Origin of the sequence: Streptomyces subrutilus, assembly GCF_001746425.1 — a bacterium.
Lineage (GTDB): Bacteria > Actinomycetota > Actinomycetes > Streptomycetales > Streptomycetaceae > Streptomyces > Streptomyces subrutilus_A.
The window spans coordinates 5,372,012-5,388,148 of sequence record NZ_MEHK01000001.1; the positions used below are offsets into that span (position 1 = coordinate 5,372,012).

At 73.9% G+C, this 16,137-nt stretch carries 12 protein-coding genes; 9 read left to right on the top strand and 3 right to left on the bottom strand.

Annotated elements, in window-relative coordinates; genetic code table 11:
• Positions 1-129: 129 nt before the first annotated feature.
• The 8 genes from BGK67_RS25275 to BGK67_RS40130 all read left to right on the top strand — a co-directional run bounded on the left by BGK67_RS25275 (position 130) and on the right by BGK67_RS40130 (position 8,622).
• On the top strand, positions 130-810 hold the full coding sequence (locus tag BGK67_RS25275) for a response regulator (RefSeq protein ID WP_069922221.1): 681 nt from the start codon (positions 130-132) through the stop codon (positions 808-810).
• Between the two features lie 127 nt (positions 811-937).
• The gene (locus BGK67_RS25280) at positions 938-3,736 is read left to right on the top strand and encodes an FtsK/SpoIIIE family DNA translocase (RefSeq protein ID WP_432215477.1); all 2,799 of its coding nucleotides are present in this window, start codon (positions 938-940) and stop codon (positions 3,734-3,736) included.
• 245 nt (positions 3,737-3,981) lie between these two features.
• On the top strand, positions 3,982-4,869 hold the full coding sequence (locus BGK67_RS25285; RefSeq protein WP_069922223.1) for a helix-turn-helix domain-containing protein: 888 nt from the start codon (positions 3,982-3,984) through the stop codon (positions 4,867-4,869).
• Positions 4,870-5,005: 136 nt separating this feature from the next.
• Positions 5,006-6,502, top strand: a complete 1,497-nt coding sequence (rimO, locus tag BGK67_RS25290) for a 30S ribosomal protein S12 methylthiotransferase RimO (RefSeq protein WP_069922224.1) — start codon at positions 5,006-5,008, stop codon at positions 6,500-6,502.
• Positions 6,499-7,155, top strand: a complete 657-nt coding sequence (pgsA, locus tag BGK67_RS25295) for a CDP-diacylglycerol--glycerol-3-phosphate 3-phosphatidyltransferase (RefSeq protein ID WP_069922225.1) — start codon at positions 6,499-6,501, stop codon at positions 7,153-7,155. Before rimO ends, pgsA begins: the two co-directional genes overlap by 4 nt.
• Positions 7,152-7,709, top strand: coding sequence for a CinA family protein (locus BGK67_RS25300; RefSeq protein ID WP_432215478.1), 558 nt, complete (start codon positions 7,152-7,154; stop codon positions 7,707-7,709). The genes pgsA and BGK67_RS25300 overlap by 4 nt, the downstream gene beginning before the upstream one ends.
• 109 nt (positions 7,710-7,818) lie before the next feature.
• Positions 7,819-8,199: a helix-turn-helix domain-containing protein gene (locus tag BGK67_RS25305; RefSeq protein WP_069922226.1), complete on the top strand. Its 381-nt coding sequence runs from the start codon at positions 7,819-7,821 to the stop codon at positions 8,197-8,199.
• A gap of 171 nt (positions 8,200-8,370) precedes the next feature.
• On the top strand, positions 8,371-8,622 hold the full coding sequence (locus BGK67_RS40130; RefSeq protein WP_079154363.1) for a hypothetical protein: 252 nt from the start codon (positions 8,371-8,373) through the stop codon (positions 8,620-8,622).
• Here the strand turns inward: BGK67_RS40130 and BGK67_RS25310 are convergent.
• The 3 genes from BGK67_RS25310 to BGK67_RS25325 form a co-directional block, all read right to left on the bottom strand.
• Entirely contained in the window at positions 8,570-9,334 is a 765-nt protein-coding gene (locus BGK67_RS25310) for an SDR family NAD(P)-dependent oxidoreductase (protein ID WP_069922227.1), read from the bottom strand. The two genes, BGK67_RS40130 and BGK67_RS25310, sit on opposite strands and share 53 nt — an antisense overlap.
• A 36-nt stretch (positions 9,335-9,370) precedes the next feature.
• Entirely contained in the window at positions 9,371-10,165 is a 795-nt protein-coding gene (locus BGK67_RS25315) for an Fpg/Nei family DNA glycosylase (protein ID WP_069922228.1), read from the bottom strand.
• Positions 10,166-10,544: 379 nt separating this feature from the next.
• On the bottom strand, positions 10,545-15,134 hold the full coding sequence (locus BGK67_RS25325; RefSeq protein ID WP_069922230.1) for an ATP-dependent helicase: 4,590 nt from the start codon (positions 15,132-15,134) through the stop codon (positions 10,545-10,547).
• 81 nt (positions 15,135-15,215) lie between these two features.
• Between BGK67_RS25325 and BGK67_RS25330 the strand changes: the two genes are divergently transcribed.
• Complete coding sequence (locus BGK67_RS25330; protein WP_107489015.1) at positions 15,216-16,058, top strand: AraC family transcriptional regulator; 843 nt, start codon at positions 15,216-15,218, stop codon at positions 16,056-16,058.
• Positions 16,059-16,137: the final 79 nt, after the last annotated feature.

A 16,137-nucleotide genomic window follows, 5' to 3' on the forward strand; every position in this document is an offset into this window, starting at 1 on the left:
AGGACTGGGGCTACGATGACCGGCACAAGGACGGACGGCGCAAGGATGCCGTCCTCTGGGGCGGGGCCCGGCGCACAGGCCGGAGCCCGGAGCCGGGGAGGCCCCATGCCGGGGCGAGGAGGACAGGGCATGGTGCAGAAGGCCAAGATCCTCCTGGTCGACGACCGGCCGGAGAATCTGCTGGCGCTGGAGGCCATCCTCTCCGCGCTCGATCAGACACTGGTCCGGGCGTCGTCGGGTGAGGAAGCGCTCAAGGCGCTGCTGACGGACGATTTCGCGGTCATCCTGCTGGATGTGCAGATGCCGGGGATGGACGGATTCGAAACGGCTGCGCACATCAAGCGCCGGGAGCGGACCCGGGACATCCCGATCATCTTCCTGACCGCGATCAACCACGGTCCGCACCACACCTTCCGCGGTTACGCGGCGGGAGCGGTGGACTACATCTCCAAGCCCTTCGACCCGTGGGTGCTGCGGGCCAAGGTCTCGGTCTTCGTGGAGCTGTACACGAAGAACTGCCAGCTGCGCGAGCAGGCGGCGCTGCTCCGCCTCCAGCTCGAGGGCGGCGGTGCGAACGGCGTGGACGGCAGCAAGGAGGCGGCCGGACTGCTGGCCGAGCTCTCCGCGCGGCTCGCCGCGGTCGAGGAGCAGGCGGAGGCGCTGACCAAGCAGCTCGGCGAGGATTCGGCCGAGGCGGCGGTGGTGGCGACCGCGGCCCATCTGGAGCGCAAGCTGACCGGGCTGCGGCGGGCGCTGGACGCGCTGGAGCCCGGGGCCGGCGGGGGATCCGTACTGCCCGTGCAGGGCTGAGAGCCGCCCCGCCTGGTGGTGCGTCAGGTCTGGCGGTGCGTCAAAGCGCCGACAGAACGGGCGACACGAACGGGTGAAGGGGTGGGCACGCGTGTCCACTGGCATGGACACCGGTAACCTCGGGCCCATGGCCTCACGTACGTCCGGCAAGGGTTCCCCGAGCACAGCGGGCACCGCGAAGGGCCGCACCGGCCGTACCCCGGCGCCGGCGAAGAAGGCGGCCCCCGCGCGCAAGCCCCCCGCGAAGAAGGCCGCGGCCGCCCGGCGCGCCCCGGTCAAGAAGGTCGCGCCCAGACCCGCGCCGTCCCCGACCGGGGGTGTGGTGCGCCTGGTGCGGGCCCTGTGGCTCGGCTGCGCCCACGCGGTCGGCGCCGTCTTCCGCGGGATCGGGCAGGGTGCCAGGAACCTCGACCCGGCCCACCGCAAGGACGGCCTCGCCCTGCTGCTGCTCGCCCTCGCGCTGATCGTCGCCGCCGGAACCTGGTCGAACCTGAGCGGTCCCGTCGGGGACCTGGTCACGATGCTGGTCACCGGTGCCTTCGGACGACTGGATCTGCTCGTGCCGGTCCTGCTCGGCGTCATGGCGGTACGTTTCATCCGCCACCCCGAGCAGACCGACGCCAACGGCCGCATCGGCATCGGGCTCTCCGCCCTGGTCATCGGCGTGCTGGGCCTGGTCCACATCGCCTGCGGGGCGCCCGGCCGGGACGAGGGCACCACCGCGATGCAGAACGCGGGCGGGCTCATCGGCTGGGGCGCTTCCAAGCCGCTGATCTTCACCATGGGCGCGCCGCTGGCCGTGCCGATGCTGGTGCTGCTCACCGTCTTCGGGCTGCTCGTGGTCACCGCGACCCCGGTCAACGCGATCCCGGAGCGGCTGCGCCTGCTCGGGATCAGGCTCGGGATCATCGCCCCGAACGAGTACGACGAGGGCTACGGGGAGCGCGAGGGCGCGGCCGACCGGCACGATCCGGAGCGCTGGCGCGCCCGTGCCGGCGCCGGGAGGGGGCCCGCCGGTACGGTGGACGCCGCCGAGGAGGACGCCCTCGCCCGGCGGCGCAAGCCGCGGCGGGCCGCGTCCCGGCCGGCGATGGACCGGGAGATGGACGCCGTCGACGTGGCCGCCGCGGCCGCCGCCGCCCTGGACGGGGCGGTCTACGGCGGGCTGCCGCCGTCCCCGCTGGTCGCCGACCTCACCCAGGGGATTGCCGCCGACCGCGAGGGCGCGGAGGCCACCGCTCCGGTGCCGCCCGCCCGCGAGGCGCGGCCCGTACCGCGCCCGGTCGCGGCCGCCCAGGCCACCGCGCCCGCCCCGGCCGCCGAGACCGGCGGGAGCCCGCACGAGACCACCGCCGCGGTCTCCGGGACGCTGGCGGTACCCGACCTGACCAAGGCCCCGCGGGAGGCCCAGGAGCTGCCGCCGCGCGCCGAGCAGCTCCAGCTGCGCGGGGACATCACCTACGCGCTGCCCTCGCTGGACCTGCTCGAGCGCGGCGGGCCGGGCAAGACCCGCAGCGCCGCCAACGACGCGGTGGTCGCCTCGCTGACGAACGTGTTCACCGAGTTCAAGGTCGACGCGCAGGTCACCGGCTTCACCCGGGGGCCGACGGTCACCCGCTACGAGGTGACGCTCGGCGCGGCGGTGAAGGTCGAGCGGATCACGGCGCTGGCCAAGAACATCGCCTACGCCGTGGCCTCGCCGGACGTGCGGATCATCAGCCCGATCCCGGGCAAGTCCGCGGTCGGCATCGAGATCCCGAACACCGACCGCGAGATGGTCAACCTGGGCGACGTGCTCCGGCTGGCGGACGCGGCCGAGGACGACCACCCGATGCTGGTAGCGCTGGGCAAGGACGTCGAGGGCGGCTACGTCATGGCCAACCTCGCCAAGATGCCGCACGTGCTCGTCGCCGGTGCCACCGGTTCCGGAAAGTCCTCCTGCATCAACTGCCTGATCACCTCGATCATGGTCCGGGCGACCCCGGAGGACGTCCGGATGGTGCTGGTGGACCCCAAGCGGGTGGAGCTGACGGCGTACGAGGGCATCCCGCACCTGATCACGCCGATCATCACCAACCCCAAGCGGGCCGCCGAGGCCCTCCAGTGGGTCGTGCGCGAGATGGACCTGCGCTACGACGACCTGGCCGCCTTCGGCTACCGGCACATCGACGACTTCAACCAGGCCATCCGGGACGGCAAGATCAAACTGCCGCCGGGCAGCGAGCGCGAGCTCAGCCCCTACCCGTACCTCCTCGTGATCGTCGACGAGCTCGCCGACCTGATGATGGTGGCCCCGCGCGACGTCGAGGACTCCATCGTCCGCATCACCCAGCTGGCCCGCGCGGCCGGCATCCACCTGGTGCTGGCGACCCAGCGGCCCTCGGTGGACGTGGTCACCGGCCTGATCAAGGCGAACGTGCCCTCGCGGCTGGCCTTCGCCACCTCCTCGCTCGCCGACAGCCGGGTCATCCTGGACCAGCCGGGTGCCGAGAAGCTCATCGGCAAGGGCGACGGGCTGTTCCTGCCGATGGGCGCGAACAAGCCCGTCCGGCTCCAGGGAGCCTTCGTCACCGAGGACGAGATCGGCGGGATCGTCCAGCACTGCAAGGACCAGATGGCGCCCGTCTTCCGGGACGACGTCACCGTGGGGCAGAAGCAGAAGAAGGAGATCGACGAGGAGATCGGCGACGACCTGGACCTGCTGTGCCAGGCGGCCGAGCTGGTCGTCTCCACGCAGTTCGGCTCCACCTCGATGCTCCAGCGCAAGCTGCGGGTGGGCTTCGCCAAGGCGGGCCGGCTCATGGACCTGATGGAGTCGCGCGGGATCGTCGGCCCGAGCGAGGGCTCCAAGGCCCGTGACGTGCTGCTGAAGGCCGACGAGCTGGACGGGGCACTCGCCGTCATCCGCGGGGAGGCCCACCCGTGAGGCCGCGGGCACGCCGGGAAACGCGGGGGATATCCCGGGCAACCGTATCCCTTGGGCTCGCGTCCAGTTGAAGAGAGGTGGCGGCACCGTGCACGGCATCGCGCACGGCGCAGCGCCGCCGCACCGGCGGAGGCCTCCGCGCCATTCGGATGGCGTATGAAGTGCACCCTCCGGTTGCTCCACCCTTTCGTCACCCCCCTAGACTGGACATCCAGCAGGTGGCTACACGCTCGAAAGGCGCCCTCGTGTCCATCGGCAACGCCAACTCCCCCGAAGAAGAGCGGCCTTCGACCGATGACCGGTCCGAGGACCGCATCGTCGAACGTCCCGTCGAAGGTCCTTCCATCGGGACGGCTCTCAAGAAGGCCCGGATCGCCGCCGGGCTCACCGTCGACGAGGTCAGCTCCACCACCCGCGTGCGCATCCCGATCGTGCACGCGATCGAAGAGGACGACTTCACGCGCTGCGGCGGCGACGTCTACGCCCGCGGCCACATCCGTACGCTCGCCCGCGCCGTCCACCTCGATCCGGCACCCCTGGTCGAGAGCTACGACGCGGCCCACGGCGGCCGGCCGGCACCCACCCCCGCCGCGCCGATGTTCGAGGCAGAGCGCCTACGCCCCGAACGGCAGCGGCCCAACTGGACCGCCGCCATGGTCGCCGCCATCGTCGCCGTGATCGGTTTCGTCGGCTTCACCGCCTTCGGCGGTGGCGATGACAAGGCCAAGAAGCCGGTGGCGGAAGGTTCCGCCCCGCAGCCGGCCCCCAAGCAGAGCGGCGGGAAGCCGACCGCGTCGCCGACCCCGCAGGCTCCCAAGCCGGAGCCTTCCGACAGTGCGATCGCCGCCGCGCCCAAGGACCTCGTCACGGTCGTCCTGACGGCCGACACCGGCGAGAGCTGGATCTCGGCCAAGGACCACAACGGCCGGCTCCTGTTCGACGGCACCCTGTCCCAGGGTGAGTCCAAGACCTTCACGGACAAGGAGTCCGTCGACCTCGTGCTCGGCGACGCCGGGGCCGTGAAGCTCTTCGTGAACGGCAAAGAGATCAAGGACGACTTCCAGCCGGGCCAGGTGGAACGTCTCACCTACACCAAGGAAGACCCGCTCGAAGGACAGCCCCAGCCGGGCTGACCCGAGTCCGCCCTAGGGCGGAACGCCTTGATCCGGATCCCCGGGGCACCGCGCGGCACCTGCCGCAGGCCCCGGGGATCTTGCTGTGAGGGGCGCGGGGCGGGTGCCGCCGCCGGGACGAAGTAGTCTTGAGTCCATGCCCGAACGCCGTACCGTCGCCCTTGTCACTCTTGGCTGCGCCCGTAACGAGGTGGACTCGGAGGAGCTCGCAGGCCGCTTGGCGGCGGATGGCTGGGAGCTCGTCGAGGACGCCTCGGACGCGGACGTCGCCGTCGTCAACACCTGCGGCTTCGTCGAAGCCGCCAAAAAGGACTCCGTAGACGCCCTCCTCGAAGCCAACGATCTGAAGGACCAAGGCAAGACGCAGGCCGTCGTCGCCGTGGGCTGCATGGCCGAGCGCTACGGCAAGGAACTCGCCGAAGCGCTCCCCGAGGCGGACGGCGTGCTGGGGTTCGACGACTACGCCGACATCTCGGACCGCCTGCAGACCATCCTCAACGGCGGCATCCACGCCTCCCACACCCCGCGCGACCGGCGCAAGCTGCTGCCGATCAGCCCGGCGGAGCGCCAGGGCGCCGCGGTGGCGCTCCCGGGCCACGCCCAGGAGCCGGTCGCCGAGGCCCCCGCCGACCTGCCGGAGGGCCTCGCGCCCGCCTCCGGGCCGCGTGCGCCGCTGCGCCGCCGCCTGGACAAGAGCCCCGTCGCCTCGGTCAAGCTGGCCTCCGGCTGCGACCGGCGCTGCTCGTTCTGCGCCATCCCGTCCTTCCGCGGCTCCTTCGTCTCCCGCCGCCCCGGCGACGTGCTCGGGGAGACCCGCTGGCTCGCGGAGCAGGGCGTCAAGGAGATCATGCTGGTCTCCGAGAACAACACCTCGTACGGCAAGGACCTCGGCGACATCCGCCTGCTGGAGACCCTGCTGCCCGAGCTGGCCGAGGTCGACGGCATCGAGCGGGTCCGCGTCAGCTACCTCCAGCCCGCCGAGATGCGGCCCGGCCTGATCGACGTACTGACCTCGACCCCCAAGGTCGTGCCGTACTTCGACCTGTCGTTCCAGCACTCGGCCCCCGACGTGCTGCGCGCCATGCGCCGCTTCGGGGACACCGACCGCTTCCTGGAGCTGCTCGACACCATCCGCTCCAAGGCCCCCCAGGCCGGCGTCCGGTCCAACTTCATCGTCGGCTTCCCCGGCGAGAAGGAGTCGGACTTCGCCGAGCTGGAGCGTTTCCTCACCCACGCGCGCCTCGACGCCATCGGCGTCTTCGGCTACTCCGACGAGGACGGCACCGAGGCCGTCACGTACGACGGCAAGCTGGACGAGGAGACCATCGCCGAGCGGCTCACCCACATGCAGCGGCTCGCCGAGGAGCTCACCTCGCAGCGCGCGGAGGAGCGGATCGGAGAGACGCTGGAAGTACTCGTCGAGACGGTCGTCCCGCTCGACGAGGCGGAGGACGGCGAGGGCGCCTACGGGCGCGCCGCCCACCAGGCCCCCGAGACCGACGGGCAGGTCGTCTTCACCGACGGCGCGGGCCTGGTCCCCGGGCGTATCGTCACGGCCAAGGTGGTCGGCACCCTGGGTGTGGACCTGGTGGCCGAGCCCCTGGGCACGGATCTCGAGGAGGCGGCCGGATGACCGGAGTCCCGGCATCTGCGGCGGGCGGGACCGGCCGCCGGCCCGCGCCCGGCGCGAAGCTGGGAGCCGCGGCGGTCGATCAGGCCAGCCTGTGGAACATCGCCAACATCCTGACGATGATCCGGCTCGTGCTGGTGCCGGGATTCGTCTTCCTGCTGCTCGCCGAGGGCGGCTACGACCCGGCCTGGCGGGCCTGGGCGTGGGCGGCGTTCGCCGTCGCCATGATCACGGACATCTTCGACGGGCACCTGGCCCGGACGTACAACCTGGTCACGGACTTCGGCAAGATCGCCGACCCCATCGCCGACAAGGCGATCATGGGGTCGGCGATGATCTGCCTGTCCTGGCTCGGTGACCTGCCGTGGTGGGTGACCGGGGTGATCCTCGGCCGCGAGCTCGGCATCACGCTCCTGCGCTTCTGGGTGATCCGCTACGGCGTGATCCCGGCCAGCCGGGGCGGCAAGCTGAAGACCCTGGCGCAGGGCACGGCCGTGGGCATGTACGTGCTGGCGCTGACCGGACCGCTGGCGACCTTGCGCTTCTGGATGATGGCCCTGGCCGTCGTGCTGACCGTGGTCACCGGTTTGGACTACATCCGGCAGGCGGTCGTCCTGCGCCGCACGGGTCTCGCCGCGGAGGCGGCCGCCCGGTGACGGACGTGCCAGGGGGTTTCCCGGAGGCGTCCGGGGCGGCCGACGGGGTTGGCCCGGCCACGGAGGTGTTGCGGCTGCTCGCGGAGCGTGACCAGAGCCTCGCGGTCGCCGAGTCCCTTACCGGCGGCCTGGTGGCCGCCGAGCTCACCGCCGTCCCCGGAGCCTCGCGGTCCTTCCGCGGCTCGGTCACGGCGTACGCGACGGAGCTCAAGCACCGGGTGCTGGGTGTGGACGCCGGGCTGCTGGAGGCCGAAGGCGCGGTGAACGCCCAGGTCGCCGCCGAGATGGCGGCGGGGGTGCGGAGCGTGATGGGCGCTTCATGGGGAATCGCGACCACCGGAGTGGCCGGTCCCGACCCGCAGGACGGGCAGCCGGTGGGCACCGTGTTCGTCGCCGTGGCGGGACCGGAGGTCAGGAAAACGGTCCGGCTGAGGTTGAACGGCTCCCGGGCGGAAATTCGTAGGGAGAGTGCACGGACCGTGCTCGAACTTCTCTCAAGCCAACTCCGTGAGAATGCGCGGGGGCAGGATACGGAACAGAACGGGGGGGGTTGATGTTTGCAGCCCTGAGTGAACACGACATCGCTCCCCGCACGGCCGCGGCGCGAGGCGGTACGGTGGGGCGTGAAGGATGCGGCTACACGGTCAGAGGAGGGAGCCACCGATGATTCTGCTCCGTCGCCTGCTGGGTGACGTGCTGCGTCGGCAGCGCCAGCGCCAGGGCCGTACTCTGCGCGAAGTCTCCTCGTCGGCCCGAGTCTCGCTCGGCTATCTCTCCGAGGTGGAGCGGGGGCAGAAGGAGGCATCCTCCGAGCTGCTCTCCGCGATCTGCGACGCGTTGGACGTACGGATGTCCGAGCTGATGCGCGAAGTCAGCGATGAACTGTCGCTGGCCGAGCTGGCACAGTCGGCCGCGGCAAGCGAACCGGTCAGCGTGCCGGTCCGCCCGATGCTCAATTCGGTCTCCATGGCTTCGGTCACGGCCGGACCGGAGCGGGTGACCATCAAGGCGCCTGCGGAAGCGGTGAATGTCGTAGCCGCGTGAGCGTGTGAGTGTGGCCGGAGCCCCGGCCGGTGCCCAAGGCACCGGCCGGGGCTCCCGGCCGTTCCGGGACCGCCGTTCTGGGTGCGGGCCGGGTGCGGGTGCGGGAGGATGGTGCGGTCCGGGCTCCGGCCTCCCCCGGACTCCGTCCGGGGGTGCCCCAGGGAGGTGGCCGTGCGGCCGTTACTGACAGCCTTCGCGTGGGGTGTGGGCGTGCTGTGGTGGTGGGCCGTGCTGCGGCTGGCGCTGGCGCCCGCGCAGGCCGGGGCCGTGGAGGGCGCGGTGGTCGTGGGCGGCTGGGGGCTGGGGCTGCTGCCGGTGCACTGTGCACCGGGCCCGGTGCGGCGCAAGGCCGCCGGGGCGGATGCGCGGGCTACCAGGGCATCGACACTCCGCCGTTCGGGCGCAGGATCTGGCCCGTCATGAAGGACGAGGCGTCCGAGGCGAGGTAGAGCACGGCCTGGGCGATGTCCTCGGGCTCGCCGACCCGCCGCAGCGGGGACATGCGGGCCATCACCGCCTCGGTCCGCTCCTGGACCTCGGCGCCGTGCCGGCCGGTCATCGGGGTGCGGATCCAGCCGGGGGCGACGGCGTTGACCCGTATGCCGTGCGGCCCGGCCTCGGTGGCCAGGGTCTTGGTCAGCTGGACGACGGCGGCCTTGGCCGCGCTGTAGCAGAGCAGACCGGGCTGGGCGGCGTCCACGGCCCCGGAGGCCATCGTGACGATCGAGCCGGGCCGGCCTGACGCGATCATGGATCGGGCGGCTTCCTGACAGGTGCGCAGGACGCCCTTGAAGTTGATGTCCAGGACCCGGTCGAGGTCCTCGTCGGCGGTCTCCAGGACGCTGCTGGTGTGCATCACCCCGGCGATGGCCGCGGCGATGTCGAGCGGGCCCGCGGCGCTGGCGGCGGCCCGCAGGGCGTTGCGGTCGGTGACGTCGAGGGGGTGGACGGTGGCGGCGCCGCCGGCCTCGGCCACGAGGGCGGCCGTCTCGGCGAGGCCATGGTCGTCGCGGTCGGCGCAGTGCACGTGTGCGCCCGCCCCGGCGAGGAGGACGGCGGTGGCGCGGCCGATGCCGCTCGCCGCGCCGGTGATCAGGGCGGTGCGGCCGGTGAGGTCGTACGGGGCTGTGGGCATGCCGGGACCGTACGAGCGGATCTGACGAATCGTCAACTAGCTGGTCGGGCCGGATTGGCACCGGGGGCACCAGTACGTGGGGCGGCCGTCCTGGGGGGCTTCGCGGACCGGGGTGCCGCAGCGCAGGCAGGGGCGGTGGGCGCGGCCGTACACGAAGAGGCCCTGGCCGCGGCGGCGGCTGCCGGTGGTGTTGCGGCCGCCGGGCCGGGCCCCGGTGTTCGCGGCCAGCAGCCGGTGGGCCGCGGCGGCCAGGCGGGGGAGGGCGGACCGCGGGAGCTCGCCGACGGGGGTCCAGGGGGTGACGCCGGCCAGGAAGCAGAGCTCGGCCTTGTAGATGTTGCCGATCCCGGCGAGGTTGCGCTGGTCGAGCAGGGCCTCGCCGAGGGGGCGGCCGGGGGCGGCGAAGAGGTTGGAGGCGGCCCGGTCCGGGTCCCAGTCGGGGCCGAGCAGGTCGGGGCCGAGGTGGCCCACGACCCGGTCCTCGTCGGCGGTGCGGATCAGTTCGAGGACGGGCAGGCGGTAGCCGACGGCGGTGTGCTCGGCGGTGCCGAGGATGGCCCGGATCTCGTAGTCCGGCCCGCCGCGCCACTTCGCGCCGGCGGGGAAGACGTGCCAGGCGCCGTCCATGCGCAGATGGCTGTGCAGGGTGAGGCCGCCCTCGAAGCGGGCGAGGAGGTGTTTGCCGCGCGGGGTGACGTCGAGCGTGGTGCGGCCGGTGAGGTCGGCCGTGGCGAAGCGGGGGACGCGCAGGTCGCTGCGGGTGAGGGTCTTGCCGGCGAGGGCGGTGTGCAGGCGGGCCGCCGCACGTAGGACGCTGTCTCCTTCGGGCATGACGCCATTGTCCCGCGGGGACGGGTGGAGCGGCCTAACGCGCGCGTCGGCCGGGGCCAGGCCGCCAGGAGGGGCCAAACCCCGGCGCGGGCCGGCGGGGTCGGGGCGGTCGTCACGCGCAGGTACAGGCCGCTCATGGCGGGGTTGGGGACGGCCGCAGCGACGACGGGGGCCGGCGGCCAGGGTCGTGGCGGTGATCGTCGCCTCGGCGGGGAGCTCCGCGCTCTCGCGGAGTCCCGGCGTGCAGGGCCTGCGGCATGCAGGCGTACGCGACCAGGGCTCGGGCGCGGCCCTCGCCGAGCCGGCTCGCCACGCTGTCCGCCGAGGCCTCCGGCCCGCGCTCGGCGGCGCGCGCTTCGGGACGCAGGTGGTCCGCTGATCAGTTCCGCAGCCGCAGCCCCCTCGGGGTGGCATGGAAACCGGCGTCCTCGAGAGTCCGGCCGAGGGGCGAGGTCAGCGACGGGGAGGCGTTGATGCGCTCCACCGTCAGGGCTGGGAGCGTGCCCGCCCGGGCGGCGGCGGCCAGGGCCCCGACGGCCGCCTCCAGGCGGGGGTCGCCGGCGTCCGGCCAGGCGAGGAGGGTCTTGCCGCCGCGCTCCAGGTACAGGGTGAGCTCGCCGTCGACCAGCACCACCAGGGAGCCCGCCTTCCGGCCCGGCTTGTGCGTGGCCCCCGCCGGGGGCTCCGGCCAGGGCAGCGCCGCCCCGTACGCGTTCGCCGGATCGGCGGCCGCCAGGACCACGGCCGCCAGCGGCGGCGGGGTCCGCTCGGCGGCCCGCAGCCGGTCCACCGCGCCGTCCATCGCGAACTGGGCGGCGCCGAGCCCCTCGACCACATAGCCCCGGCGGGCCTGGCCGCTGTCCTCGAAGGCCGACAAGACGCGGTAGACCGCGCTGAACCCGCCCTCCACGCCCTCGGCGGCGACCGCGCCCCGGGTCACCACCCCGTGCCGGTCCAGCAGGGTCCTGGCGAGCGCGTGGGCCCGGTGCGTCGGGTCGGGGGCCTGGGACGGCAGGAGGGACCAGCGGCCCGAGACGGTGGGCGGGCCGGTACGGGACACGGTCGCGCTGAGCGTGCCGTACCGCCCGCGCGGCACCGTACGCCGGGCGCGGTGGGCCGTCGAACCGGCCGTGCGGCCCGAGCCGAGCAGGGCCCGCAGCGGGCCCAGGGTGTCGTTGGTGAGCCGGCCCGACCAGGCCAGGTCCCACAGCGCCTCCGACAGCGCGAGGTCGGATGCCTCGGGAGAGGCGGCCCGCACCGATTCGGCGATCTGCCGGAAGAACAGGCCGTATCCGCCCGAGAGGCACTCCAGCACCGCCTGGTGGAGCGGGCCGAGCTCCAGCGGGTGCGGCGGGGGCAGGAGCAGCGGGGCCGCGTCCGCCAGGTACAGGGAGACCCAGCCGTCCTTGCCCGGCAGGGCTCCGGCCCCCGCCCAGACCACCTCGCCCGCCGTGGTCAGTTCGTCCAGCAGGCCGGGGGAGTAGCCGGTGACCCGGGACGGGAGGATCAGGCGCTCCAGCGCCGAGGCCGGGACCGGGGCCCCCTGGAGCTGCTCGACGGCCCGGGCCAGGCCGTCGATGCCGCGCAGGGCGCCGCCCAGGTGCTGCCACTGCGGCAGGAACGTGGCCAGCGAGGCGGGCGGGACGGGCTCCAGCTCCTGGCGCAGCGCCGCCAGCGAACGGCGGCGGAGCCGGCGCAGCACCGCCGCGTCACACCATTCCCGGCCGATGCCCGCCGGATGGAACTCGCCCTCGACCACCCGGCCGGCAGCCGCCAGCCGGTGCAGGGCGCCCTCGGTGACCGCCGGGCCCAGACCGAAGCGGTCGGCGACGGCGGCCGTGGTGAACGGCCCGTGGGTGCGGGCGTACCGGGCCAGCAGGTCCCCCAGCGGATCCTTGACCGGCTCGGTGAAGGCCTCCGGGACGCCGACCGGGAGCGCCGTGCCCAGCGCGTCGCGCAGCCGGCCCGCGTCCTCCACCGCAGCCCAGTGGTCCACGCCGCCGATCCGGACCCGGATCGCCCGGCGCGCGGCGGCCAGCTCGGGCGCCCAGCCGGGCTCCGCCCCGCGCTCGGCCAGCTCGGCCTCGGTCAACGGCCCCAGCAGGCGCAGCAGGTCGGCCACCGACTCGGTGTCCTTGGCCCGCCGGTCCTCGGTGAGCCACTGCAGCTCCCGCTCCAGCTCCTCCAGTACCTGCGCGTCGAGCAGTTCGCGCAGCTCGGCCTGGCCCAGCAGTTCGGCCAGCAGCCGGGAGTCCAGGGACAGCGCGGCCGCCCTGCGCTCGGCGAGGGGCGAGTCGCCCTCGTAGAGGAACTGGGCGACGTAGCCGAACAGGAGGGAACGGGCGAACGGCGAGGGCTCGGGGGTGGTGACCTCGACCAGCCGGACCCGGCGGGCCTCGATGTCGCCCATCAGCTCGGTGAGGCCCGGTACGTCGAAGACGTCCTGGAGGCACTCGCGTACGGCCTCCAGCACGATCGGGAACGAACCGAACTCCGAGGCCACCTGGAGCAGTTGTGACGCACGCTGGCGCTGCTGCCAGAGCGGGGTGCGCTTGCCCGGGCTGCGCCTGGGCAGCAGCAGGGCGCGGGCCGCGCACTCGCGGAAGCGGGAGGCGAACAGTGCCGAGCCGCCGACCTGGTCGGTCACCAGCTGGTTGACGTCACCGCGGTCGAAGGCGACGTCGGCCGCGCCGAGCGGGGCCTGTTCGTCGTCGAACTCGAACGGCGCCGGGGCGGCGGGGTCGTGGTCCAGCAGGTCCATCGAGAGCAGGTCGGCATCCGGCAGGCGCAGCACGATCCCGTCATCGGCGTGCATGACCTGCGCGTCCATGCCGTACTTCTCGGCGAGCCGGGCGCTCAGCGCCAGCGCCCAAGGGGCGTGGACCTGTGCGCCGAAGGGGGAGTGGACGACGACCCGCCAGTCGCCGAGCTCGTCGCGGAACCGCTCGACCACGATGGTCCGGTCGTCCGGCACGTGACCACAGGCCTCGCGCTGCTCGGAGAGGTAGGCGAGCACGTTCTCCGCGGCCCAGGCGTCCAGCCCGGCCGCCAGCAGCCGCAGCCGGGCGTCCTCCTGCGAGAGGGCGCCCAGCTCGCGGAGGAACGCCCCGACCGCGCGGCCCAGTTCGAGCGGCCGGCCCAGCTGGTCGCCCTTCCAGAACGGCAGCCGGCCCGGCACGCCCGGCGCCGGGGTCACCAGGACCCGGTCCCGGGTGATGTCCTCGATCCGCCACGAGGTCGTGCCGAGGGTGAACACGTCCCCCACGCGGGACTCGTAGACCATCTCCTCGTCGAGCTCGCCGACCCGGCCGCCGCCCTTCTTGGGGTCGGATCCGGCGAGGAAGACACCGAAGAGGCCGCGGTCGGGGATGGTGCCGCCGGAGGTCACCGCGAGGCGCTGCGCGCCGGGCCGGCCGGTGATCGTCCCGGCCACCCGGTCCCACACCACCCGCGGTCTGAGCTCCGCGAACGCGTCCGAGGGGTAGCGGCCCGCCAGCATGTCCAGCACCGCCGTGAACGCCGACTCCGGCAGCGCGGCGAAGGGCGCCGCCCGGCGGACCAGCGCCAGCAGGTCGTCCAGCTGCCAGGTGTCCATCGCGACCATCGCGACCAGCTGCTGCGCCAGGACGTCCAGGGGGTTCGACGGGATGCGCAGGGACTCGATGGCGCCGGTGCGCATCCGCTCGGTGACCACGGCCGCCTGCACCAGGTCGCCCCGGTACTTGGGGAAGACCACCCCGGTGGAGACCGCGCCCACCTGGTGCCCGGCACGGCCCACCCGCTGGAGCCCGGAGGCCACCGAGGGCGGGGACTCCACCTGCACCACCAGGTCCACGGCGCCCATGTCGATGCCCAGTTCCAGACTGGAGGTGGCGACGACGGCGGGCAGCCGGCCCGCCTTCAGGTCCTCCTCCACCAGCGCCCGCTGCTCCTTGGACACCGAGCCGTGGTGCGCGCGGGCCAGCAGCGGCGGGGCGCCGTGGGCGGCGCCCGACTGGGCCATGACCTCCGCCGGGGGAGCGCCCTCGGGCAGCTTCTCGCCCATCGCGCGCTCGTACGAGATCTCGTTGAGCCGGTTGCACAGCCGCTCGGCGAGGCGGCGGGAGTTGGCGAACACGATCGTGGAGCGGTGCGCCTGCACCAGATCCGCGATCCGCTCCTCCACATGCGGCCAGATGGAGGGCTTGTCCCCGCCCTCCCGGCCCTCGGTGGCGGGCGAGCCGCCCAACTCGCCCATGTCCTGCACCGGCACGACCACCGACAGGTCGAACTCCTTGTCCGACGGCGGCTGCACGATCTCCACCCGGCAGCGCGGCGCGAGGTACCGGGCCACCTCGTCCACCGGCCGGACCGTCGCCGACAGGCCGATGCGGCGCGCCGGGCGCGGCAGCAGCTCGTCCAGCCGCTCCAGGGACAGGGCCAGGTGGGCGCCGCGCTTGGTCCCGGCCACGGCGTGCACCTCGTCCAGGATCACCGTCTCGATCCCCGCGAGGGCGTCCCGGGCGGCCGAGGTGAGCATCAGGAACAGCGACTCGGGCGTGGTGATGAGGATGTCCGGCGGGCGCGTCGCCAGCGCCCGGCGCTCGGCGGGCGGGGTGTCGCCCGAGCGGATCCCGACCCGGATCTCCGGCTCGGGCAGGCCGAGGCGCACGGACTCCTGGCGGATCCCGGTCAGCGGGCTGCGCAGGTTGCGCTCCACGTCCACGGCCAGGGCCTTCAGCGGCGACACGTACAGCACGCGGCAGCGCTTCCTCGCCTCGGCCGGGGGCGGGGAGGAGGCCAGCCGGTCGAGGGCGGCCAGGAAGGCGGCCAGCGTCTTGCCCGAACCGGTGGGCGCGACGACCAGGACGTCGGAGCCCTGCCCGATCGCCCGCCAGGCGCCCTCCTGCGCGGCGGTGGGCGTGCGGAAGGCCCCCGTGAACCAGGAGCGGGTCGCGGGGGAGAACGAGGCGAGCGCGGAGCCGGACATGCCCCCATCGTGCACCCCGGCACCGACAACGGCCCGGACCTGCGCGGACGCCCGCCGGCCCGGCGGGCGCAGAATGGGATGATGGGGACGGACGAGGGGCGCCGGGAATGGGCCCGGCACTGGCAGTACCCGGAACTGCCCGGGCTGGACCTGCTGCGTGCCCACTACGTACGCCACACCTTCCCGCGCCACGCCCACGACGGCTACGTCATCGCGGCCGTCACCGGCGGCGTCGAGGAGATCGGCCTCCCCGGCGGCACCGTGCGGGCCGGGCCCGGCAGCGTGGTCCTGATCAACCCCGAGGTGGCGCACACCGCACGGGCCGGGGTGCCCGAGGGCTGGGCCTACGCCACCCTTTACCCCTCCGGCGACCTGGTGAGCGAGGTCGCCGCCGAGATCGGCACGCTGCGCGGCACCCCCGGCTTCACCGCCGACATGGTCGCCGACGCGCAGGGCTCCCGGGCGATCGCCGAGGTCCACCGGGCCGCCGAGGCCGGGAACGCGCTGGCCGCCGACACCCTGCTGCGGGGCGTGGTGGCGCGGATGCTCAGCCGCCACGCGGGCCCGCTGCCCGCCCGCACCCTCCGCCGCGCGGCCCTCGCCGACGCCGAGCGGGCCCGGGCCGTACTGGAGGACCGGATGGCCGGTCCGCCGTCGCTGGAGCAGCTCGCGGCCGAGCTCGGGACGAGCCCGTTCGCCCTGCTGAGGGCCTTCCGGGAGCGGTACGGGATGCCGCCGCACACCTGGCTGACCGACGCCCGGGTCCGGCGGGCGCGCCGGCTGCTCGATGCGGGCACCCCGCCCGCGGAGGCGGCGGTCACCGTCGGCTTCAGCGACCAGCCGCACCTGAACCGGCACTTCACCCGCATCGTGGGGGTCCCCCCGGGCGCGTACCGGCGCGAGCGGGCGGCCGGCCGGGCGTAGCGGCGGGCCGGGCACCGCACCGGGGGCGCGCGCAAGAACGTACAAGACGGCCGGACCGGGCCCCGCATAGCTTCGGGGC